Source organism: Salinicoccus halodurans (genome assembly GCF_900114445.1).
Classification (GTDB): domain Bacteria; phylum Bacillota; class Bacilli; order Staphylococcales; family Salinicoccaceae; genus Salinicoccus; species Salinicoccus halodurans.
This window is the reverse complement of the sequence record NZ_FOTB01000002.1, coordinates 202,397-224,061: the sequence shown is the minus strand read 5'-3', so window position 1 is coordinate 224,061 and position 21,665 is coordinate 202,397. Positions and strand designations below refer to the sequence as shown.

The 21,665-nt window shown below is 43.8% G+C and carries 18 protein-coding genes and 1 pseudogene; 7 read left to right on the top strand and 12 right to left on the bottom strand.

The window, feature by feature from the left end; translation table 11 throughout:
* Nucleotides 1-25: 25 nt before the first annotated feature.
* Entirely contained in the window at nt 26-1,717 is a 1,692-nt protein-coding gene (locus BM271_RS05430) for a peptide ABC transporter substrate-binding protein (protein ID WP_046791138.1), read from the bottom strand.
* A 49-nt stretch (nt 1,718-1,766) separates the two neighbouring features.
* Nucleotides 1,767-2,765: a proline racemase family protein gene (locus tag BM271_RS05425; protein WP_046791591.1), complete on the bottom strand. Its 999-nt coding sequence runs from the start codon at nt 2,763-2,765 to the stop codon at nt 1,767-1,769.
* 143 nt (nt 2,766-2,908) lie between these two features.
* Here BM271_RS05425 and BM271_RS05420 point away from each other — a divergent pair, with 143 nt between their 5' ends.
* Nucleotides 2,909-4,030, top strand: coding sequence for a M24 family metallopeptidase (locus tag BM271_RS05420; protein ID WP_046791139.1), 1,122 nt, complete (start codon nt 2,909-2,911; stop codon nt 4,028-4,030).
* A gap of 93 nt (nt 4,031-4,123) precedes the next feature.
* Here the strand turns inward: BM271_RS05420 and BM271_RS05415 are convergent, their stop codons facing one another.
* From BM271_RS05415 to BM271_RS05390, 6 genes are all read right to left on the bottom strand, one after another.
* On the bottom strand, nt 4,124-5,005 hold the full coding sequence (locus BM271_RS05415) for a dihydrodipicolinate synthase family protein (protein WP_046791140.1): 882 nt from the start codon (nt 5,003-5,005) through the stop codon (nt 4,124-4,126).
* Between the two features lie 52 nt (nt 5,006-5,057).
* Nucleotides 5,058-6,380 (bottom strand): TRAP transporter large permease, encoded by a 1,323-nt coding sequence (locus BM271_RS05410; RefSeq protein ID WP_234960450.1) that lies wholly within the window; start codon nt 6,378-6,380, stop codon nt 5,058-5,060.
* The gene (locus BM271_RS05405; RefSeq protein WP_046791141.1) at nt 6,380-6,874 is read right to left on the bottom strand and encodes a TRAP transporter small permease subunit; all 495 of its coding nucleotides are present in this window, start codon (nt 6,872-6,874) and stop codon (nt 6,380-6,382) included. Before BM271_RS05405 ends, BM271_RS05410 begins: the two co-directional genes overlap by 1 nt.
* 13 nt (nt 6,875-6,887) lie before the next feature.
* Nucleotides 6,888-7,970: a TRAP transporter substrate-binding protein DctP gene (dctP, locus tag BM271_RS05400; protein ID WP_082103702.1), complete on the bottom strand. Its 1,083-nt coding sequence runs from the start codon at nt 7,968-7,970 to the stop codon at nt 6,888-6,890.
* Between the two features lie 152 nt (nt 7,971-8,122).
* Nucleotides 8,123-8,653, bottom strand: a complete 531-nt coding sequence (locus BM271_RS05395; protein ID WP_046791143.1) for a helix-turn-helix domain-containing protein — start codon at nt 8,651-8,653, stop codon at nt 8,123-8,125.
* A gap of 18 nt (nt 8,654-8,671) precedes the next feature.
* Nucleotides 8,672-10,159, bottom strand: coding sequence for an aldehyde dehydrogenase family protein (locus BM271_RS05390; RefSeq protein ID WP_046791144.1), 1,488 nt, complete (start codon nt 10,157-10,159; stop codon nt 8,672-8,674).
* A gap of 294 nt (nt 10,160-10,453) precedes the next feature.
* Between BM271_RS05390 and BM271_RS14075 the strand changes: the two are divergent.
* Nucleotides 10,454-11,408, top strand: a pseudogene (locus BM271_RS14075) (IS30 family transposase).
* Nucleotides 11,409-11,502: 94 nt separating this feature from the next.
* Nucleotides 11,503-13,377 carry a DUF262 domain-containing protein gene (locus BM271_RS05375; RefSeq protein WP_046791145.1) on the top strand — a complete coding sequence of 625 codons (1,875 nt, stop codon included), beginning with the start codon at nt 11,503-11,505 and terminating at the stop codon, nt 13,375-13,377.
* A 79-nt stretch (nt 13,378-13,456) separates the two neighbouring features.
* On the opposite strand, the gene BM271_RS05370 is transcribed toward BM271_RS05375, so the two are convergent.
* Both BM271_RS05370 and BM271_RS14480 read right to left on the bottom strand, forming a co-directional pair.
* Nucleotides 13,457-14,239 carry an ornithine cyclodeaminase family protein gene (locus BM271_RS05370; protein ID WP_234960448.1) on the bottom strand — a complete coding sequence of 261 codons (783 nt, stop codon included), beginning with the start codon at nt 14,237-14,239 and terminating at the stop codon, nt 13,457-13,459.
* Nucleotides 14,214-14,390 (bottom strand): hypothetical protein, encoded by a 177-nt coding sequence (locus BM271_RS14480; RefSeq protein WP_234960446.1) that lies wholly within the window; start codon nt 14,388-14,390, stop codon nt 14,214-14,216. Before BM271_RS14480 ends, BM271_RS05370 begins: the two co-directional genes overlap by 26 nt.
* Before the next feature lie 158 nt (nt 14,391-14,548).
* Between BM271_RS14480 and BM271_RS05365 the strand changes: the two genes are divergently transcribed.
* The 3 genes from BM271_RS05365 (at nt 14,549) to BM271_RS05355 (ending at nt 18,535) form a co-directional block, all read left to right on the top strand.
* Nucleotides 14,549-15,736 (top strand): MalY/PatB family protein, encoded by a 1,188-nt coding sequence (locus tag BM271_RS05365; protein ID WP_143544906.1) that lies wholly within the window; start codon nt 14,549-14,551, stop codon nt 15,734-15,736.
* Nucleotides 15,737-15,817: 81 nt separating this feature from the next.
* A complete protein-coding gene (locus tag BM271_RS05360; protein ID WP_046791147.1) occupies nt 15,818-17,005 on the top strand; it encodes a cation:proton antiporter in 1,188 nt (395 codons plus the stop codon).
* 147 nt (nt 17,006-17,152) lie between these two features.
* Nucleotides 17,153-18,535 carry an MFS transporter gene (locus BM271_RS05355; RefSeq protein WP_046791148.1) on the top strand — a complete coding sequence of 461 codons (1,383 nt, stop codon included), beginning with the start codon at nt 17,153-17,155 and terminating at the stop codon, nt 18,533-18,535.
* A gap of 54 nt (nt 18,536-18,589) precedes the next feature.
* On the opposite strand, the gene BM271_RS05350 is transcribed toward BM271_RS05355, so the two are convergent.
* Together BM271_RS05350 and allD are read right to left on the bottom strand one after the other, a co-directional pair.
* Complete coding sequence (locus tag BM271_RS05350; RefSeq protein ID WP_420806928.1) at nt 18,590-19,729, bottom strand: 5-methyltetrahydropteroyltriglutamate--homocysteine S-methyltransferase; 1,140 nt, start codon at nt 19,727-19,729, stop codon at nt 18,590-18,592.
* 157 nt (nt 19,730-19,886) lie between these two features.
* The gene (gene allD, locus BM271_RS05345) at nt 19,887-20,900 is read right to left on the bottom strand and encodes an ureidoglycolate dehydrogenase (protein WP_046791150.1); all 1,014 of its coding nucleotides are present in this window, start codon (nt 20,898-20,900) and stop codon (nt 19,887-19,889) included.
* A gap of 88 nt (nt 20,901-20,988) precedes the next feature.
* On the opposite strand from allD, the gene BM271_RS05340 reads away from it, so the two are divergent.
* Nucleotides 20,989-21,663 carry a GntR family transcriptional regulator gene (locus BM271_RS05340; protein WP_046791151.1) on the top strand — a complete coding sequence of 225 codons (675 nt, stop codon included), beginning with the start codon at nt 20,989-20,991 and terminating at the stop codon, nt 21,661-21,663.
* Nucleotides 21,664-21,665 lie beyond the last annotated feature (2 nt).

Genomic DNA, 21,665 nt, shown 5'->3' with positions numbered 1-21,665 from the left:
TTTGAAAAGACTACTGCTTCCACAGCTACTCTTCCATAGTCACCCACTTGAATGAGAATGTGTTATCTGGATGTGCAACAAAATTATTTACCGACGGGTTAATCAGTCTGGCATTTGCTGATTGATATATTGGTGAAATAGCTGTTTCCTGTTCAATTAAAATACGCTCTGCTTCCTGCATATCAGCAAACCTCTGATCCAGGTCTGAAAAATCTGTCTGCGCTTTTTTTACCAGCTCATCATACTCTTCATTTGCGAAATCTTGCCAGTTATATGGTCCATCGGACAGATGCACATTCAAAAATTCAACTGGATCGCTGATATCGTTTCTCCACCCCGAGAATGACATATCATAATCCTGTTTGCCTTCCAGATCGAGCTTCTGTTTATTTGGCTGCTGGTTGATGGCAACTGTCAGACCCGGCAAGTTGTTCTCCCATTGATTTTTCATATACTCTGCCATCGCCTTTCTTTGATCATCGTCATAGCTGAGAAGTTCCAGAGTGATCGAATCTGTGCCGAGCTCTTCCAAACCCTGCTCCCAGAGCTTTTGGGCTTCTTCAATATCCGTCATATTAAAGTTACCGTGCTTCTCTCTGAAACCTTCACCTTGTTCATTACTTACAAAATCCTCGGGAACCAGGAAATAAGCAGGAATTGAACCATTTTTCAAAATCGATTCTGCAGCTTCCGCTTTGTCATAGGACATATCCAATGCTTTTCTGATATTGTCATTGGCCAGGAATTCGTTCTGCAAATTGAATCTGACAAAATACACTTCTGTATTTATATTCGTCGTATATGCTTCATCCTCGGCATACATATCAACAAATTCTGAAGTCAGGTTAGCAACATCAATGTCACCCGTTTCGTATAGATTCACCTCGGTCGATGCATCTTTTGCGACTCTGTAGTCCACTGCATCAAGACTGACATTTTCGCTATCCCAATAGTCTTCATTCTTACTCAGAACCCATCCTTGGTCATGTGTCCAGGTATCAAGGAAGAAAGGTCCATTCGAAATGACATTTTCAGGTTCCAGACCATAATCGTCTCCCTGTGATGCGATAAATTCTTCATTTTGCGGGAACATTACCGGATTCGCCAATAGTTCCAGGAAATATGGAACATTATTGTTCAACTCAACGACCAGAGTCTTATCATCCGTCGCTTCAACGCCCAATTCATCGACTTGTCCATATAATTCATGCTCTGGATCCTGTATCTCATTTGCATTGGTAATTGGTGCCATCAGATAAGCATGAGGTGAAAATGTTTCCGGGTCCAGGGCACGTTTCCAGCCGTATACAAAATCATGTGCTGTCACTGGTGTACCGTTTGACCATTCAGCATCTTCTCTAATATTAAATGTATATGTTACACTTCCATCTTCGTTTTCTGTCATCTCATAATCCTCGGCCATACCTGCGCTCAATTCATTATTCTCATCCAATCTGAACAAACCTTCGTAAATGTTCAGCATTACCGTCTGTGAAAGACCATCCAGATTCCCATTCGTCTGGACTGTAGGTAGTTCTCCCGGTGTTGCCATATGAAGCGTACCACCTTCTGATTCACCGGTCTCAGACCCTTCGCTGCTTTCATCACTTTCAGCAGACCCTCCAGAAGAATCACTGCCCCCGCCGCCATAGCAAGCAGCGAGAAGACTAACAAGAGAAATAAGCATCAATAGCATCAACCAACGTTTTCTATTCATTTTAACTCCCCTTTTGTTTGAAAATTCAGATTTATTAATCCAAAAAAATTTATCGCTTTATATACTGCTCCAGTAGAAATCCCTCAGGAAGCTCATCATCAGTTTCCAGTACAAAACGATTGAAACCGATTATATGTGCAGTACCGGATACAGTTGTGACTGCCGCATCATACTCGTCCACTCTATCCGGCTTTACCAATCCTCCTGCAAAGGCACCCCCCGTAATACTCCTGTGTGTAAAAGACTCCCCCATCTCAAGCTCCAATTTTGAGTAAAGCTGAACGGCTTTTGCACTGGTCCCGGTCCCGCATGGTGAACGGTCCAACTGCCGGTGCGCAAAAATCGTAATGTTTTTCCACTCCCTGTCATTCAGGGCTTCTGAAAAAATAACTCCATAAATACCCTTAAGATCCTCCTGCAAAGGGTGTTGTATATCAAATTTTTTCTCCGCCTCTTCTTTGATGCGTGCAGCCCAATCTTTAAAATCTGGCAAATTCTTTTTTTCCTGTGTTAAATTCAAGAGACTATTGTTAAGAATCACATAAAAAGCTCCGCCGAAAGACACATCTGCTTTCAACTCAGTACCATTGATATTCAAAGCAATGTCAGACAGGAAAACAAATGACGGCACATTCTCAAAAGTGACCGAAACCACGCTGTTCCCATCATGTTCTGCATGGGCAATCACTTGTCCGGCGGGGCTGTCGATGACAAATCTTCTGTTGCCTTCGCTGATATCAAACATGCCAGTCTCAATTCCCATCGTGACAACAGCAATAACACCATGACCACACATTGTGCTCCATCCTTCGTTATGCATGAAAAGAACACCGAAATCCGATTCTTCACGCGCCGGCGGGGTGATGATGCATCCATACATTCCATCATGACCTCTGGGTTCATGCATTAAAAACTTACGTATGTAGTCCAAGTGTTCAATGCAGTATGCCCGGCGTTCAGGCTGTGATTCCCCTTTTATTACCGGTAATCCGCCAGTAATAATTCTCAATGGCTCCCCTGCAACATGCATATCAACCGTAGTTATCATCCTGTTAAAATTCAATAATCCCTCTCCTCCTCTCTTTAATATATTAAGAAAATTCTGTGCCAGTTTTATCCAATCACCCAAAAAACTTATGGCATGGAATTTTTATGTACTCCTGATAGAATGAAGGTAACAGGAGGCATACAATGACAATCAATTACGGATTTAGAAAAGAAACAGTAATTCCCCAATTCAAAAACTTAGAAATTGACCTGGCTGTAATCACCGACCCGACGAACATCTACTATCTGACCGGATTTTATGCAGACCCACATGAGCGTTATATGTCGCTTTTCATCGATACCGGATCTGAAGAAACCTATCTTTTCCTGCCTGCACTCGACAAGGAGATTGCAGCGGGTATCGCCAAGGTGGATTTCATCATCCCGATATCCGATGAACAGGACCCTTTTACAATCATTGAAAGCAACATAAAAGAAAAAGCAGCGAAAATCGGCATCGAAATGAACGTAGCGACTGTAGCGCATCATAATGGATTGAAAGGAACATTTCCAAATGCTGAATTCATCGATATCCAACCTGTCATTAATCATCAGCGGGCATTCAAAAGCCGTGAGGAAATAGAGGGCTTGAAAGAAGCGGTGAACATCATTGAAAAAGTGCTCGAAGACGGACTCAAAACAATCAAAGAGGGGATGACGGAAGCAGATCTAGTGGCGGAATTCGAATACCTTATGAAGAAATACGGGGCAGGAGGACCTTCATTCTCCACTATGGTCCTTGCAGGGGAAAAGGCGGCCCTGCCACACGGTACACCCGGGGACAGAAAACTGCAGAATGGTGACTTCCTGCTTATCGATTTCGGGGTCATCACCCGTGACCGATATTGTTCAGACATCACCCGGACATTCATCATCGGTGAAGCGTCCGACACGCAAAAAGAGATCTACAATATCGTCAAAACATCCACCCAGGCGGGCGTCGATGCAGTCAAAGCAGGCGTACCATTAAAAGAATTCGATATCGCCGCACGCAGCGTCATCGAAGAAAACGGATACGGTGAATACTTCAACAACCGCGTCGGTCACGGACTCGGCATCGAAGTCCATGAAGCCCCGTCAATCCATCACCTCAATGAAGATATTGCTGAGAAAGGCATGTTGTTCACGATTGAGCCCGGCATCTATATCCCGGGATATGGCGGCGTTCGCATCGAAGAGGAAGTCTATATTAATGAAAACGGAGAAGCGGAATTGCTGACAACCTTCCCGAGGGACTTGCAGATCATAGAGCTTAGTGTCAAGTGATTTTTAATTAAACCAAAATTAAAGGAGTAGTCCAAGGGGAACGGACTACTCCTTTCTCTATGCGTCATACGGGGATAGTGCTCTGTGGGTTGCCTAATCCAGTTTTTCCATCAGTGATTTCAGTTGACTGACCTCTTCTTCGTCGAGACCCAGTCTCGGCTTTCTGGAAGGCCCGCCGTTCAGACCTTTCAGGTCCATCGCCTTTTTGACGATCTGGACGTACTTGCCGGAGTCCTCCAGGAATTCACACAGCGGCAGCAGATCTTTATTGAGCGCCTTCGCTTCATCGTACTTGCCGGCCTTCACCAGCTCATACAGTTTGGCCGCACTGTTCGGTGCGATGTTGGCTGCCACGGACACCCAGCCCGTCGCCCCCTGCACGAATGATTCGAATGCCAGGTCATCCGAGCCGCAGAACAGGACAAGATCCGTATTATCTGCGATGGCCCGGACTTTGCGGATGTCCCCGCTCGATTCCTTGATGTACTCCACTTTATCGAGTTCTTTATCAATCTTATAAATCGTTTCATTTTCCAGATCGATATTTGCAGTGAATGGATTGTTGTACATCATGATCGGTTTCGTCACCTGGTCATTCACATCCTTGAACTGATGGAATGCCTCTTCTTCCGTCGGCGTCTGATAGAAGGAGTTGATGAGCAGCAGGCCGTCCGCATGATTGTCTTCGGCGTGCTTTGCATACTCGATGACCTTGCTTGTCCGCTCGTCGGCGATGCCCACCAAAAGCTTCGTATCGGTATCCTTCACCATCGGGCCCACCAGCTCCACGATCTGTTTCTTCTCCGCCTCGTCCAGTGAAGCAAACTCGCCGGTGCTGCCGACAATGACAATGCCGGCCGCCTTCTGGTCCAGATAATACTGGACGTTCTCTTTCATTCCGTCGTAATTCACGCTGTAATCCTCATGCATCGGTGTGATCAGTACTGGGAATGCCCCTTCAAACTGTTTGTTCATATTCTATCATCCTTTTCATAGAGTTTTTATAGTTTTAAAAGTTTATTCATTATTATGGACTTATTAAATTTGGTAACCATGTTACTGTAAACGGTAATAATATAATGATGATGATTGCTATTAGTTGTATTAAGATAAATGGAATTGTGGCATTATATAACCTTCCAATCTTCACTTTTTCCCCTACGGCACTTTTCAAGTAGAATATTGCAAAACCGAAAGGTGGTGTCAAGAATGCCATTTGAAGTACTAGCATGAATAATACACCCCACCATAATGGGTCAAATCCAGCTTCTACAATTACCGGGGTGATAATTGGAGCGGCGAGCATAATCAGAGCCATTGTTTCTAAAAACATTCCTAGAAGTATGATAAATGCTATAGCAAATATTAGCACTCCCCATTTCCCTCCAGGTGCCTGGGAGGCAAGCTGTGAAACCAGCTGATTTCCACCTACTCCTGAGAAAACGGCACTGAATGTTGCTGCACCTATGAGAATCCAGGCCACCATTCCAGTCATTTTTCCAGATTCAAACATTGAATTCTTTATTTTTTCCCAATTTAATCTTTGAGTGAAAATGCCAATTAAAATCGTCCCAATGACACCGACACCTGCGCCCTCGGTGGGCGTGGATATACCAGTGAATATAGACCCTAAAACTAAAATGATGAGTATTAACGGCAATATAACACTTTTGGTTGATTTCATTTTTTCATTCATCGATGCTCTATCTTCTTTGGCTAAAGCAGGTGCACTATTTGGCTTCTTATATGCAACAAACAATATATATATTATAAAGAATGATATAAGTATAATCCCTGCACTCAGACCGCCGGCAAAAAGACTGGATACTGATACTCCCGTCATTGCACCATAGACCACCATGTTCAAGCTTGGAGGTATGAGCTGTCCTAAAGTCCCCCCTGCCATAATAGATCCGAGACTGAGCTTTTCATCATATTTATATCTCATCATTTGAGGGAGAGCAATCAAGCCAAGACCAATAACTCCTGCAGCCACTACACCTGATATCGCGCCGACTATAGCACCAACAATAATTACTGTTATGGCAAGTCCACCACGCAACGGTCCGGACCATTTATAAACAGAATCAAATAAGTCCGCAATTATATTTGATTTTTCCAATAAAATCGACATAAAAATAAATAATGGAATTGCAATCAAAGTGTAGTTATTCATAATATTCCACGCACCGCTTGTGAAAAGCGCGGTACTGTCATATCCCCACATGATCAAGGCGAAAATAACTCCGGTAAATGCTAAAGAAAAAGCAATCGGCACACCTAGAAATAAAAGTATCAACAACAGTACAAACATTCCCAAGGGAGAATACTCAAATATCAATTCCATCATTATTCTCTCCCTTCAAACCAAAGTTTATATAGTTCAACCAATGACTGCAGCCACAATAACAAAGCTCCGATTGGTATAAACCACTTGAACCACCAAATAGGTGGGTTGAACGAAGTCTGATGAGCCGAATGTTCCATAATTCGTGTTGATTCTATAGCAAGTTCAAAGCCTTTAATCAGCAAGAAAAAAGAAGTAATGACTATAAGCAGGTTCACAAATGTCGATAATATCAAACTTGCTTTTCCTTTGATTAATGGTTGTATGACATCTACTGTAATATGACCTTTCGTTCTCAAAGTATCTGCACCCATAAGTAAAATCATAATTCCAAATATGAAAATAGTAACTTCAAATCCCCAATCAGGTGAATTGCCGAAAAACCTGCGCATAATAACTGTATAAATGACCACCAAGGTGAGAGGAATAACCATGAAACTGGCAATTTTCCCAGAAACTTTTGATAAGTTTTCAAAAGCAGCAATAATTTTTCGCATGATTACTCACCACCTATTCCTGGTATCCTAGGGTTTCTGCTTCTTCAACATATCCTAGTTCATTTAAAACTCTCGCATACTCTTCAACATATTCCTTACTCAATCCACTCTCCTCTTTGTATTCAAGTACTAATTCAAAACCAATTTTTCTCATTTCCTTAATATCTTCTTCAGGCAACTCTATGAATTCTATATCAGGATTATCCCTCCACGCTGCTTCTGCTTTCTTACTTTCCACACCATACGCGATGGCTGATTCATATCTGACTTTATCCCTCGCTACATAGACAGCAGCTTTCAGGTCTTCCGGCAGCTCTTCCCACGCCTTCGGATTAACGATTAATTCTTTATCCGTACTCGGTCCAACATGTATAGCAGGATCAATAACATATTTTGTAACTTCATCCAATCCCATTTCGCCATTCACTAGAAAATCATTGTATTCAGCAGCGTCTACTGTCCCCAGCTGCAATCCTGTATATATTTCAGGAGCCGATAATGATATAGCCGATGCCCCTAATTCTCCATAAAATTGCGAAGCAACTCCTGCTGCCCGAATATTTTTTCCTTTGAAGTCCTCAATACTTTCGATTGGCGTTCTTGAAATGAGAATTTCCGGCGGTGCGTAATCGAAAGCTCCCAGATTTTTGATTCCAAATTTTTCATAAGCTTTATTCATAATGGGTTCCAATTGATCTGAGCGATAAAAATGTTCATCGAATCCTGTAATGGGATCCCCAGGGATAGTTCCACCACCTAAAGCAAACACAGGATCTTTACCTGTCCAGAACCCAGTATAGATTGCGCCCATCTCCACCACACCATTTTTGACCATATCGAAAGAGTCATTTGTAGGAAAAAGAATATCGGCACCGTATGGTTCAATTATCAGTCTTCCATTCGTTATTTCTTTTACTGCTTCTACAAACGGTAATATTGTTCCATCATACCGTGCGGTACCTGGAATTTGATGAGTCACCATCCTCCACTTATAAACTTTTGTTTCGCCTTCAGGTATTGTCTTTGTTGGTGCGCAAGAACTCATTATTATTAATAAGCATGTCAATACGAAAATGAACAGAAATTTTCTTTTCAATATAATCACCCCCCCTTAATGTTATCGCTTACATTTTTACATATAATTCAAACATAATAAAATATTTGCTGTGTGTGAAAATAATAAATGAAAAAATGTACTCCTAAATTTTAAATCAATTTAATTTTAGGAGTACATTATTTATCTTATACTCAGTTATTATTAGATGACACCAAAAGCAATACCGTTACCTCATTGGTATCGTTATACCAGTGATGGGCCAATGAGGAATCGATATGGATGGATTCATACTCGTACAGTGTTTCTTTCGTCCCTTCCAGTTCAACCTCCAGCTGCCCGGATAATACATATACAAATTCCTGACCGCTGTGCGTATACGGCACTTTCTGTGATTCTCCCGCACTCAGCTCAATGATTGCTGGAGTGAAATCCGGATTTTTCATCTGCCCTACCAGACTTGTATAGGAAAAATTGCCGGAATCGGCTTTTTGCTTATTGATCTTCTTTTTGATGCTTGTACCACCATTATCGAAAAAGAAATTAATATTCACTTCCAGAGCTTCAGAGATTTTTCTGAGCGACGTAAAAGTCAGTGTCCTGAGCCCTCTTTCTACCTGTGACAGGAAACTGATGGATAAACCACTCTTATCACTCAATTCCTGCAGGGTCATCCTTTTACCCTTTCGTACTTTCTTCAGTTCACTGCCCAACGTATCATCCATATTGCACCTTCTTACACTTTAGTCCTGTTTGATATTAACAAATACACTCTTCACTTCAACATAGTTGGAAATGCCATAATCTCCGCCCATTTCCCTGCCGATACCGGATTTCTTATATCCGCCGAAAGGCATTGTTTCCAGTTCAAGTCCAAAATCGTTCACCCAAACAGTACCCGACTCAAGTTTGCTTGCGATGTAATGGCCTTTTTTAATGTTCTCCGTCCATACGCTTGCAGCGAGACCGTATTCACTGTCATTTGCACGCCTGATCACTTCATCGACTTCATCAAATACGAACACTGACATTACAGGCCCGAAGATTTCTTCCCTGGCAATCGTCATATCATCTTCAACATCCGCGAAGATTGTCGGTTCAACGAAGTAGCCTTTATCACCCTTACGGGCGCCACCGGTAAGCAGCCTTGCCCCTTCCTCTTTCCCTTTTTCAATGTAGCCGAGGACAGTATCCAGCTGTTTCTCAGAAACCAATGGTCCCATCTCCGTATCATCATCGAGACCCGGTCCTACAACTGTCTTCTCCGCTCTCTCCTTAAGAGCTTCAAGCACTTCATCATATAGATTCCTGTGGACGTAAATACGCGTTGTTGCGCTGCAGTTCTGACCCGAGTTATACATTGTTCCATCAAAGATGCCATCCAACGTTGTCTCAAGATCTGCATCCTCAAGCACGATGGCAGGAGATTTCCCGCCAAGTTCCAGTGTTACACTCTTGATATCATCCGCTGCCTTCTTCATGATCGAACCACCTGTTTTAGTGGATCCCGTAAATGCCACTTTATCCACTTGAGGATGTGTAACCAGAGCATTACCTGCGATACTGCCCGCACCTGGAACAATATTCACAACACCATCAGGGAATCCTGCTTCCTTGAATAACTTCGCAGCATACAGCATCGACAATGGCGTTTCAGATGCCGGTTTAAGCACAATGGTACAACCCGCAGCCAGTGCAGCACCAAGTTTCCATCCAGCCATCGCCAGAGGATAGTTCCATGGAATGATCTGCCCGACCACCCCGACGGGCTCATGAACGGTATACGTCACATAATCCGGAGAAACATTAGGTGTTTTGCCCGAAATCTTCGTCGCCCATCCGGCATAATAGCGGAAATGCTGCACCGTACCGTCCACATCATCTTCCAAAGCCTGCTGATATGCCTTGCCGTTATCCAGTGCCTCAAGCTGAGCCAGCTCCTCCCTGTGTTCCTCAAGAAGATCTGCAAATTTATAGATCAGACGCGACCGCTCAGCAGGCTCCATCTTCGTCCATTCCCCTTCGTAAAAGGCCTTCCTCGCAGACGCGACCGCCTTATCGATATCAGACTCATCCGCCTCGCTTACCTGCGCAATCCTCTCTTCAGTCGCAGGATTCAAGACATCAAACGTCTTACCATTTTGAGGGTGCACATACTCACCATTTATATACAATCCCATTTCACCATCAAGGAACTCATTAACACGCTGCTTCAGATCTGCAATTGTCATAACTACCCATCTCCTTTTGTTTAATTGATAATCATTTAAGAAAGCGCTAACAAATAAAGTTTAAAATATTCTGTTAAATATATTCTAAATGATGAATTGAGAGAAAGCAATGGTTTTTTCACACAGTGTGAAAAAACCATCCAAAAAAACTGAGAACCTTTTGGTTCTCAGGAAATGATTTTATTATATTTTTTGCCTCGCCGATTGTAAAATTAAGCTAGACACATAAGAAAAGCCACTCGTGATACACTCAAAATGAATTTCCAACCAAAGAAATCATAGGAGTGATCACGAATGCCCGACACCCATCTTAGCACGGATGAACTTGTGATTATAGAATCTTATTTCCATCAGAATGCTTCTGTATCAAAGATTTCAAAACAGATTCACCGGGCCCGTCAGACCGTCCACAATGTAGTCGCTTTTCTGAAAGACGGCCACACCGCATTGGATTTCTATAAGCGCTACAAGGCAAACAAGCAGCGCTGTGGCCGAAAACGGACGAGACTGCCAGAGGACCAGCACACATATGTGGCAGAAAAAGTCGCACAGGGGTGGACGCCGGATGTGATTGCCGGCCGGCGTGAACGTTCGATTCAGTGTTCCGGCCGCACATTGTACCGCATGTTCAAGCGTAAGGACTTTGATGTTTCCACATTACCAATGAAAGGCAAAAGAAAACCAAACGGTCATAAGGAACGCCGGGGGAGACAGGCCTTCAGACGGAAAACCTCTCAAAGAGAGACTATCCCGACTTCACAGAGGAATTTGGACATCTGGAAGGGGACACCATTGTCGGTGTCCACCATAAAAGTGCCGTTGTGACACTCGTAGAACGGCTGTCAAAATGATCATTACCCTCAAGCCCGAAGGCCGGACCGCACGGGATATCGAAACAGTCATCAATGCATGGTTCCATCAAATCCCCAGGAATTTGTTCAGGTCCATTACGTTCGACTGTGGGAAGGAATTCTCAAATTGGCAGTCAATGAGTAACCGAAACGATATTGATATTTACTTTGCCGACCCGGGTACGCCCTCCCAGCGGGGATTGAACGAGCATTCCAATGGACTGCTTCGGAAAGACGGGCTGCCCAAGCATATGGATCTTAACGCAGTGGATCAGGGGATGGTTGCTTCAGCAGCCTCTAGGAGAAACCACATACCCAGAAAGTTTCTGAACTACCAGACACCGTTGGAAGTATTTATGAGTTACATGATTGTAGATCAGTTGTCTAGATTATTTTGACAAACGAAGATTATAGATACTTTCCTTTAGAGATCTTTAGTTTAAATGAGAAATAGTGTATATTGATCATTAAAACTATGCTCGGAGGTTCATTATGGCTGAAAATACAATATCATCTTCCCACAAAAGTATTTCTGAACTTATTACAAGTACAAATAACACTTATATAGTTCCTGATTTTCAAAGAGAATTTGTGTGGGGGAAAGAAGAAATAGAATCATTGTTTGAAGATTTTAAAGAAGATTCCTCTGATTTTACTAAAGAAACAAAAGATCTTACTGGATATTTACTTGGCAATATTGTACTAATTGGGAATGGCAAAGAGAAAGTAGTTATAGATGGACAACAAAGATTGACTACTCTCACTCTTTTATTCAAAGCTTTAGAAGTCTATGCTAAAGATAAAGTGAGTGGAGATACACAGTATAGAGATCAATGGTACAACTATAGTGCTAACCTAAAAAAAGGTTATTCTGTAACGAGCGATCTAGGTGAATTTCTTACGTTAAGAATTCAACACGATGATTCTTTGGCTTTCGGTGATTTTTACAGACGACTGATGAGAGATAATTACGAAAAAAACGAAGAACCTGAAAGAGTATCAGATCGTAATATTTACACTGTATACCAAAGAATCAATGAATTACTAGAAGAAATGTCTGAATTGGAAGTGATTCGTCTAATAAATTATTTAAGTGACAATGTCTTTTTAATACGCACGCTGGCTCCTAATGAAAGTAAAGCCTTTCAATTATTTGAAGTTTTAAATGACCGTGGCCGATCATTAGAACCCTTAGACCTCATAAAAAATATGTTTCTTAAAATACTGACAAAAGACGAAGAAAATGAATCATTAAAACAAGAATTCCTAGAAAACTGGAGTCAGTTCAATAAAAACTTGGAGTTGCCGGCTAAAAGAGACAAAAGAAAAAACAAGCTCTCTTCTTCAAAGTTTCTTTCCAACTTTATCCTTGCCTACGATGGAGAAAATAAAAAGAAAAGCGCTCTATTTGAATATTTTAAATCAAAACAACATAGTATTACTAAAGAAGAACTTTTAAATCTCTCCAAAAAATTGAAAGATGTTTCTGAAGTATATGCCCATATAGAGTTGAAGGAATACAATTATTTTATGAAAGATCAAACTGGCAATCATTATCAACTTAGAATCCTTTTCGACATACTAGGAGTTGAACAGGCGAAAGCAATGCTAATGCCATTTTATTTTATCAAAAGTAATGATGATAAAATGAAACTAGTAGACGCTATCAATAGGTTTATAGCTTCTATATTATTCAGTTTTACACAGACTAACAGGGTGGAGGCTTTCATACCACGTATGGTTAAAAAGTACTCAGAAGTCCAAAGGCTAAAAGAACCAATTGATGAGCTAATAAGTTTCATAGATGAGGAGATAAGCATTTATTCACACACTGTAAGGGAAATTCTTCCTACCAAAAGACTTGAAAACAGAAATGGTAAAACACATTCTAAAGCGACATCCCTCTATAGATTTTTAGAGGCATATTTTTGTAATAGTGTGGAGGCTATATATCCTACTCAAGGCAAGAAATATAGTATTGAGCATATTATGTCACAGAAGTTAGCAATTGAAGATTATAATTCTCTTGGATTCCAAGACCAAGAAGAATTTTCTCAAAACCTTAATAGAGTTGGTAACCTTACATTGATTTACACTACAGATAATTCCTCTTTAGGGAATAAATCATTTAAAGAGAAAAGCCCTCATTATAAAAACGATGTGAATTTCTATATCACGAAAAAATTGGCAACTGACTTAACTACTGAAGTGAAAAACGGCGTAGATACTAAGCTGATAAACAAAATCAATGAAAATTTACCCACTTATTATATAGATGGAATGGTTAATTTCACTAAAAAACAAATTGACGATCGCTCAAATGTTATCTCGAATATATTAGCTAATGTTATAGAAAACAAAGTTTGATGAATTCTCTTATTTTATCTAATAAAGTTTAGTAAAAAGAAACGAAATTAATTTCGCTTCTTTTTACTCTTTACTCCGATTACTCTCCAAACATCTTCATGACGCCGCCGGCAACGGCCAGGTCGAAGTACCCTGCGTCGACACATTTGTAGAGGATGATCTCCTCATCATTCTGGTAGTCCTGTTCGAATATGTCGACGAGTTCGCCTTTTATGTCGTCCCAGCTGATGATGCCGGCATCCACCGCGTGGATCAGCTCACCGGCCTCCTCCCTGACGGATTCGAGGTCGTCGGCATAGATCTGGTTGACGCGCTTGATCGTCGTTTCGTCCATTTCCTTCATTACGGGCTTGAACGAACCGACGCCGTTGATGTGAGTGCCGGGCTTCAGGTCATTGCCGTTGAATACCGCTTCCGTGGACTGGGTGGCACAGTTGAGGATGGCACTCTTTGTGACGACGTTTGATGCATTGCCCACAACCTCGATGTCTGCCCTGATCCCGAATGCCTCGAGTCTTTTCTTGAACCCTTCGGCTTTCTTCTTCATACGGTTGTAGAGTAAGATCCTTTCGATATCCCGCACTTCAACGACACCGAGCACCTGCTCGAAGGCCATGTTGCCCGTGCCGATGGCACAAAGTGTCTTCGCATCCTTCCGGGCAAAACTTTCCGTCGCGATGGCGGTCATGGCACCGGTGCGGAGGCGTGTAAGATATGATGTATCCATCGTCGCCTTGTGCTCACCCTTCGTCAGGTCGGTGACGAGCAGGTTCCCCTGCGTCGTCGGGAGGTCTTTATTCACCGGGAAGATGGAGACGGTCTTGATGATGGATATCTTAGATGCCGTGCTGATGCATGGCATCTACAGCATCGAGCTGTTGGCGTCCACCGGAAGTATGGAGGGCCAAGATGATCGCGTCATCCTTCAAGTCCTGCAGGACGTTTTTGATGTCCGTTATTGTGTGGTGCATGCGGTATTCTTTTTCAATCTGGTCGTCGCTCAGTGTAATCATGGAATTCTCTTCCGCTTCTCATTCGTCTTTTTGACATATCACTCATTCCAATGAAATAACCTCCAGAATATTGCATCAAATGCGCTTACTCTGCTTTTTATTTCACACATGACTGATATAATACCTTTATGATTACATATGGAAGGAAGCGATGGATTTTGGACATACAATCTTTTGTCGATAAATATTATGTGGAACGCAGGAACACAAATTCAACCAAGTGGGATCTTCTGGAGGAACGTTTCGGTGATCCGGACCTGCTGCCAATCTGGGTGGCGGATATGGAATTCAAGGCACCGGAGGGTGTCATCGATGCATTGACGGAACGGGTGCAGCACGGGGCATACGGCTATTCATTCATTCCGGATTCCTACTATGAAACCTACTCCAGCTGGATGGAGAAGCATTTCGGCTACAAGGTGGAGAAGGAATGGTGCCGTCCGGCAACGGGTGTGGTATCGGCACTCTACTGGTTCATGAACTGCTACACGGAAGAAGGCGATGCAGTCATCATCACGCCACCGGTCTACTATCCATTCTTCAACGTCATCAAAGAACTCGACCGCAAACTCGTGACTGCGGATATGACGGACAATGATGGCCGCTTCGAACTCGACTTCGACCTGTTCGAGCAGCAGATCGAAGAGAACGATGTGAAACTATTCATCCTATGCTCTCCGCATAACCCGGCAGGACGCGTATGGACAGAAGATGAACTGGAGCAGATGCTCTCCATTTGTGAAAAACACGATGTACTCGTCATTGCCGACGAGATCCATCAGGACTTTGCCTACGGTGAACACAAACATGTACCTGCACCGGTAGTCGCAGGCGGCAAGTACACCGACCGCATCGTGCTCGTCAATGCCGCTTCCAAGTCATTCAACCTGCCCGGCCTGCTCCACGCCAACATCGTCATAGAGAATGATGATTTGCGCCAGCAGTTCGACAATTATGCCGGCCAGCACATCCAGAGCGAAAAGAACATCCTCGGCCATATCGCAACAGAAGCCGCCTATGAGACAGGCGAAGCGTGGCTCGATGGACTGAGATCGGTCATCCTGTCGAACTACGATTACATCAAAAAGCAGTTTGCCGAACACATTCCGGAAGCGAAAGTATCCAAGCTCGAAGGGACATACCTGCCGTTGATCAATCTGCGTGGTTTCCTCGACCCAGAAGATACGAAAGCGTTCGTCCAGGAGAAATGCAAACTCGCCGTCGACTATGGAGAATGGTTCGGAGAGGACTATGAAGGCTACATCCGACTGAACCTCGCAACCCATCCGAAGTTCGTCAAAGAGGCAGTGAATCGCATGGTTGAAGAGTATAAAAAACTGAAATAACTGTTGCCACCCTGGATTAAGCCACCTTAATCCAGGGTATTTTATTTTAATAAATCAACACAGAAAAAGGGGGTGAGCCCATTGACTGCTTCACAGATCATTTTGCTTTTACTTATCGGTTATATTATATTTACGATTGACCAGAAACAGGAGAATTTCCCGGTACCGACCATCCTTGTGCTCATCGGTGTCGGTCTGTTTTCCATCCCTTATTTCTCATCCATTGAAGTGACGGAGAATATGATCTATCATATTTTTCTGCCGGCCTTGCTATTCACTTCCGCCTACCAGTTTCCACCGGATGGATTAAAGAAGAATGCAGGGATCATAACCTTTTTAGGGACTTTCGGTATTATATTCACTATTGCACTGCTGGGTTCCGCCATCTATGCATTGAGCGGGCCTTTTATTTCCCTGACATTTCTGGAAGCTTTAATCATTGCCGCCATTCTGACACCGACAGATCCGGTTTCTGTCGTTTCAATCATTAAAAAATCTACGGGAAATGACAAGATTGCCCATGTGGTGGAAGGAGAATCGTTGATCAATGATGGAACAAGCATCGTTGTTTTTGCTACCCTTGCCGGCATGTTTGTTGAAAAACAAACTTTCAGCATCGGCTTTTTTCTCGGCGAGTTCCTGCTCGTCTCCCTCGGCGGAGCTGTTCTCGGTGTATTGGCCGGATGGTTGATGAGTAAAATCGTCCATTTCACCCACGACCGCAGATATCAGGTGATGCTGAGCATCATATTGGCCTATGGCACATTCAATATTGCCGAATATCTCGGGGTATCCGGAGTCCTGGCGACGGTATTTGCGGGAATAATGCTCTCTTTCGAATATGCAAGCACAGAGAGGGAAGAAAAATTCAGAGAATATCTGGACGGCTTTTGGGGCATCGCAGAACTGAGTATCCTATCGTTACTTTTCTTATTGATTGGCATCCAGTCGGCCGATTCATTGCTGTTTGGTGGATGGGGATTTGCCATAATAATCTTCATCCTCTCCATGGTCATCCGGTATATCCTCATCATGGGAGCAACCCGGCTATTTCCAAAGTGGCGCAATGAAATCAGCTGGCGGGAAGCGACGCTCATCTCCTGGTCCGGATTGAAAGGGACGATGTCCATCTTTTTGATACTGACCCTCAGTTCAAAAAATACCGGAGACGTGGAGATGATAGTATCCCTATCCTTCGCTGCCGTATTAATTTCACTCGTCGTCCAAAGTCTTGGTGTCGCGCCATTATCAAAGAAACTGATTAAATAGAGATATTATTAAACACCCCGTATTAGTCTGATACTTAATACGGGGCGTGCTTCGACTGTTGTTCTATAGAGAAACTCCCCCACTTTGACCAATGCAGTGCATTATGTAACAATATAAAGGATTACATCTGAGAGACGGAGGGGTCACATGGCTGAAGAGAAAATAGAGAGCAAAGGCGTTGTTGTGGTAATCATTGCCGCAGCTTTTTTATTGACCTTCAACCAATTCCTCCTGATTACGGCGTTCCCCACGATCATGGAAGAATTCAACGTCAATGCGACCCAGGTCCAGTGGCTGACCAATGCCTTCATACTGACAACCATCATATTCATTCCGATGTCCGGATATTTATCCCTGACGTTCTCCGCCAAAACTCTCGTCATATTCTCACTCACGTGTCTGCTGATCGGCACAATCATCGGCGGCTGGTCACCGAACTTCGGCGTGCTTATCCTTTCAAGAGTCGTCCAGGCGATCGGCGCAGGCATCATCCTGCCGCTGATCCAGACAATTCTGCTGATCGTATTCCCCTATCACAAAAGGGGATTTGCGATGGGGCTGCTCGGTGCTGTCACGAACGTGGCACCCGCTTCCGCCCCGTCCATTTCCGGAATCATCATCGACTATCTGGACTGGCGGTCCCTGCACTGGGTCCTCCTCCCCTTCATTGCCATCACTTTCATACTCGCCCTGTTCCTGATGAAAAACGTGCTGGAACAGTACAGGACGAAACTGGATATCCGGTCCGTCCTACTGTCTGCGGCCGGGTTCTCTTTATTCATCTTCGGTCTCAGCAACATCAGTGTGTACGGTGCCCTAAGCCCGATGTCCTATGCGCCGCTCATAGCAGGGGTTTTCGGCGTACTGTTCTTCATGCGCCGCCAGTTCAATATCGCAACACCGGTGCTGAATCTGACTCTGTTCCGCAACAGGACATTCTCTCTCGCCATCATACTGATATTCATCAATATGATGCTTCTGCTTTCAGCGGAGACGATCCTGCCCATGTTTGCGCAGAATGCACTCGGGACAAGCGCATTCCTGTCCGGCTTCCTGCTCGTTCCGGGAACAATCATACTGTCCATCATCACTCTCGTCTCGGGCAGCCTGTATGACCGCTACGGTGGCAAGCGGATCGCAACCATCGGTTTCATCTTCACGACCGTCTCACTTATCATGCTAAATACCGTCGGCATCAATGACTCACCTTACTGGATCATGGTGCACTTCTGCCTGTTCATGACCGGATTCGGACTGACACTCATGCCGCTCGTCACTGTGAGCATGTCCGGGCTTGAGAATAAAGATATCCCCCATGGCTCGGCGATCGTCAATACCGTGCGGCAGTTCGCCATGGCATTTGGCATCATCATACTGACCTCGATCATCAGCATCACGGTATCAGTGATGGATGCGCCCTATAATGAAAGCACCTACGCAGGCACCAGTTATGCCCTCGCTGTCATGGCAGTGCTTGCTTTCATTGGTTTTGGACTGACATTGCTGCTGAAAGAGAAAAGGTACAGATAGATTTAAGAAAAGGTGACGACCCGCGGGGACCGTCACCTTTTCTCATGTATTATACTATTTGCCCCAGACTTCTTCTGCCACTTCCCTTACAAGTCTGAGCTTGTCCCACTGCTGTTCCTCTGTGAGAATATTGCCCTCTTCAGTCGAGGCGAATCCGCACTGCGGACTGACACACAGTCGTTCGAGCGGAACATATTTTGACGCTTCCTCAATACGCGTTCTGATCTCTTCTTTGTCTTCAAGTTCCGGGAATTTGGATGAGAACAGACCGAGTACGACCAGTTTGTCATCGCTCACTTTGGCCAGTGATTCGAATCCGCCGGCACGCTCCGTATCGAATTCAAGATAGTATGCTTTTACATTCTCTTCACCGAATAAAACTTCCGCCACTTTATCATATGCACCGGATGATGCCCAAGTAGAGTGGTAGTTTCCGCGGCACACATGTGTCGTAATCGTCAGGTCTGCCGGATGGTTTTCAATCGCCTTGTTGTTGAGTGTCACATGCTTCCTGCTCAGATCTTCAACGGATACATTGTCGCTGAGGCTTTTCCAGAAGTTTTCATCAACGAGCAGCCCCCATGTGCAGTCATCAATCTGCAGGTTGCGGCATCCCGCTTCATACAGTTCCCTGATGAATGTCTGATAAGCTGCTGCGATGTCTTCCAGCAGTTCGTTCCTATCGGGGTAAATTGCTTCAGTTGCTGCTTTATTCTCCGGACGCTCCAGTTCCGTCAGGAACTGTGCCGGTGCCGGAATCGTCTGCCTTGCGACCACACCCTCCTCCTCGAACTGCTTCACGAATTTGAAATGTTCGATGAAAGGATGATTTTCACCGCTGATCCTGCCGGACAGCCGTGCCGTTTCAGCGCGGGTTTCCTCGTCTTTGAACTGATAGCCTTTATCGACGTCCTCTTTTTCGACACCCTGCAGTCCCCACATAAAATCAAGATGCCACCAGGAGCGGCGGAATTCCCCATCCGTGATCGCCTTCAAGCCCACTTCCTTCTGTTTTGAAATCAAGTCTTTAATCGCCTCATCTTCCACCGACTGGAGATTTTCCCGGGAAATAGTTCCTGCCGCAAAACTCTTCCGTGCATCCTTCAATGTATCAGGTCGCAGGAAGCTCCCCACATTATCAAATCTAAATGGCGTTTCAGTCCGTCTGCCTGTCTCATAAGCTACTGTCATCATCAACCACTCCTTGTAATTTTGATATAGCTACAGATTAGCACAGAACAAATGATATAAGATAACTGTTAATATTCATGATTCGTTATAGCTTTTAATTATAAGTAAATAATAATGGCTTGGGATATAACAAATGACTGCCACCCGCTGTTTTTCCCTATTATTTTTCATTCAGTTCGGTTTTCAAGTACTCAATGATGGAATCTGAAATTGGAATACCATTGTTTTCACGTTCCTTGACGTTCATCATCTCAATCTCACCTGGCACATATATCCTCTCTACATTTTCTGCAGGAGGGGCTTCTCTCAGCTCCCTGATCATCTGGTCCAGACGTGAGGTGAATGTATCAATTGCAACAAACTTATCCGGATCGATTGCAATAAAGAAATGACCAAGTTCCCTGTTTTTGTCATAGTCTCCATACATTTTGGAAATATGCGGTCCGAAAGCGGCACCGGTAAGTAATGCTGTGAAAATCTCAACCACCATCGCGAGCCCGTAGCCCTTAGGTCCGCCGAAAGGAGTGAGAGCAGCCACTTCTTCAGGGATGTTTGTATCACTTCCATTTTCATCTACTCCCCAGCCATTTGGAATGCTGTTTCCCTGTTCTTTTGCATTGAGCACTTTACCCAGAGCTACAGTGCTTGTCGCAAAATCCAGGATGACAGGTTCCTCTTCATCTGCCGGAAAGCCAAAAGCGATTGGATTAGTGCCGAAGAACGGCTCTGAGCCTCCAAAGGGCACGACAATCTTATCCGCGTGAGTCATAGCGATTCCAATTAAATTCTGCTCTGTGGCCTGAGAAACAAAATAGGAAAGAGCACCGCAATGACTGCTGTTTTTGACTGCCACTGCTCCTATCCCTTCTTCTTTCGCTTTAGATACTGCACTCTCCATCGCTTTCTTTGATATAAAATGTCCAAAACCGTTATCTCCATCAAATGTTCCAGTGGAAGAAGTACTCTCTATTTCCCGAAATTGGGGATTCAGATTTATTCCTCCTTCCTTCATCCTTTTAATATAGTGTTCTACCCTCAACACACCATGGGAATCGACACCTCTTAAATTTGCATGAACCAAAACATCTGCAACTGTTTCCGATATTTCCTCTGGCAGACCATGCCTTTCAAACACTTTCTGTGTCATATCCTTCAATTCGTCTTTTCTCATCATGAACTATTCCTCCTGTAAGCGTTTTAATTAATACTAGCATACTTGTATGGTAGTGTGGTAGAATGAATTTTCAGAAAGGAGTGGGCGAATGTTAAATCGGACCAAGTATAAAAATTCTACACGTGATTTCGTATATGAAGCATTAAGGGATGCGATTGTGTCTTTGGAACTGCCTCCCGGGGCTACGATTTCTGAAAAAGAAATCTCAGAAGAACTGGAAGTGAGCAGAACTCCGGTCAGAGAAGCATTTTTGAGGTTGACTGAAGACGAGCTACTGACTGTTCTTCCTCAGAGAGGCTCTTATATATCTCTTATCGATTTGGATCATGTCGAAGATGCACGTTTTCTCAGGGAACAGGCTGAAGCAGGCATCATCCGTCTTGCTTGTGAATCTTTTTCTGACTCCTACATAGAAAAACTTGAAAAAAATTTGAAATACCAGAGATTTGCAAGAGACAACGATGATGAGAATGAATTATTCATACTGGACAAAGCGTTTCACCGTCTGATCGCTGAAGGTTCAAGTAAGTCAAGAGTCTGGGAAGTTATTCAAAAAGTGGACACCCACTCCAATCGCTTGAGAAAGCTCAGTCTGGCTATGAAACTCAACTGGAAAAAACTTGTGGACCAGCATGAGGAAATGCTCTCGGCCATAAAGGCAAAAGATTCAGACCTGGCCGAAAAGCTCATGAGGAACCACCTGGCCCTCCTGATTTATGACCAGAAAGCTCTGAAGGAATCATATCCTGACTATTTCAAATAAAT

Coding starts and splice junctions, on each gene's coding strand:
- BM271_RS05390 (WP_046791144.1), bottom strand. CDS start 10,159: ATGACAATTGCAGATCTGAAGCAGCGTGTTAATGAGTTCCTTGATGGT.
- allD (WP_046791150.1), bottom strand. CDS start 20,900: ATGATGAGAAAAGACGAATTGAAGGATATGACACAGAAAGTGTTTGAA.
- BM271_RS05370 (WP_234960448.1), bottom strand. CDS start 14,239: ATGCCATGCATCAGCACGGCATCTAAGATATCCATCATCAAGACCGTC.
- BM271_RS05420 (WP_046791139.1), top strand. CDS start 2,909: ATGACAATCAATTACGGATTTAGAAAAGAAACAGTAATTCCCCAATTC.
- BM271_RS05410 (WP_234960450.1), bottom strand. CDS start 6,380: ATGATGGAATTGATATTTGAGTATTCTCCCTTGGGAATGTTTGTACTG.
- BM271_RS05405 (WP_046791141.1), bottom strand. CDS start 6,874: ATGCGAAAAATTATTGCTGCTTTTGAAAACTTATCAAAAGTTTCTGGG.
- BM271_RS05355 (WP_046791148.1), top strand. CDS start 17,153: ATGGCTGAAGAGAAAATAGAGAGCAAAGGCGTTGTTGTGGTAATCATT.
- BM271_RS05375 (WP_046791145.1), top strand. CDS start 11,503: ATGGCTGAAAATACAATATCATCTTCCCACAAAAGTATTTCTGAACTT.
- BM271_RS05340 (WP_046791151.1), top strand. CDS start 20,989: ATGTTAAATCGGACCAAGTATAAAAATTCTACACGTGATTTCGTATAT.
- BM271_RS05350 (WP_420806928.1), bottom strand. CDS start 19,729: ATGATGACAGTAGCTTATGAGACAGGCAGACGGACTGAAACGCCATTT.
- BM271_RS05425 (WP_046791591.1), bottom strand. CDS start 2,765: ATGATAACTACGGTTGATATGCATGTTGCAGGGGAGCCATTGAGAATT.
- BM271_RS05415 (WP_046791140.1), bottom strand. CDS start 5,005: ATGAACAAACAGTTTGAAGGGGCATTCCCAGTACTGATCACACCGATG.
- BM271_RS05430 (WP_046791138.1), bottom strand. CDS start 1,717: ATGAATAGAAAACGTTGGTTGATGCTATTGATGCTTATTTCTCTTGTT.
- BM271_RS14480 (WP_234960446.1), bottom strand. CDS start 14,390: ATGATTACACTGAGCGACGACCAGATTGAAAAAGAATACCGCATGCAC.
- BM271_RS05395 (WP_046791143.1), bottom strand. CDS start 8,653: ATGGATGATACGTTGGGCAGTGAACTGAAGAAAGTACGAAAGGGTAAA.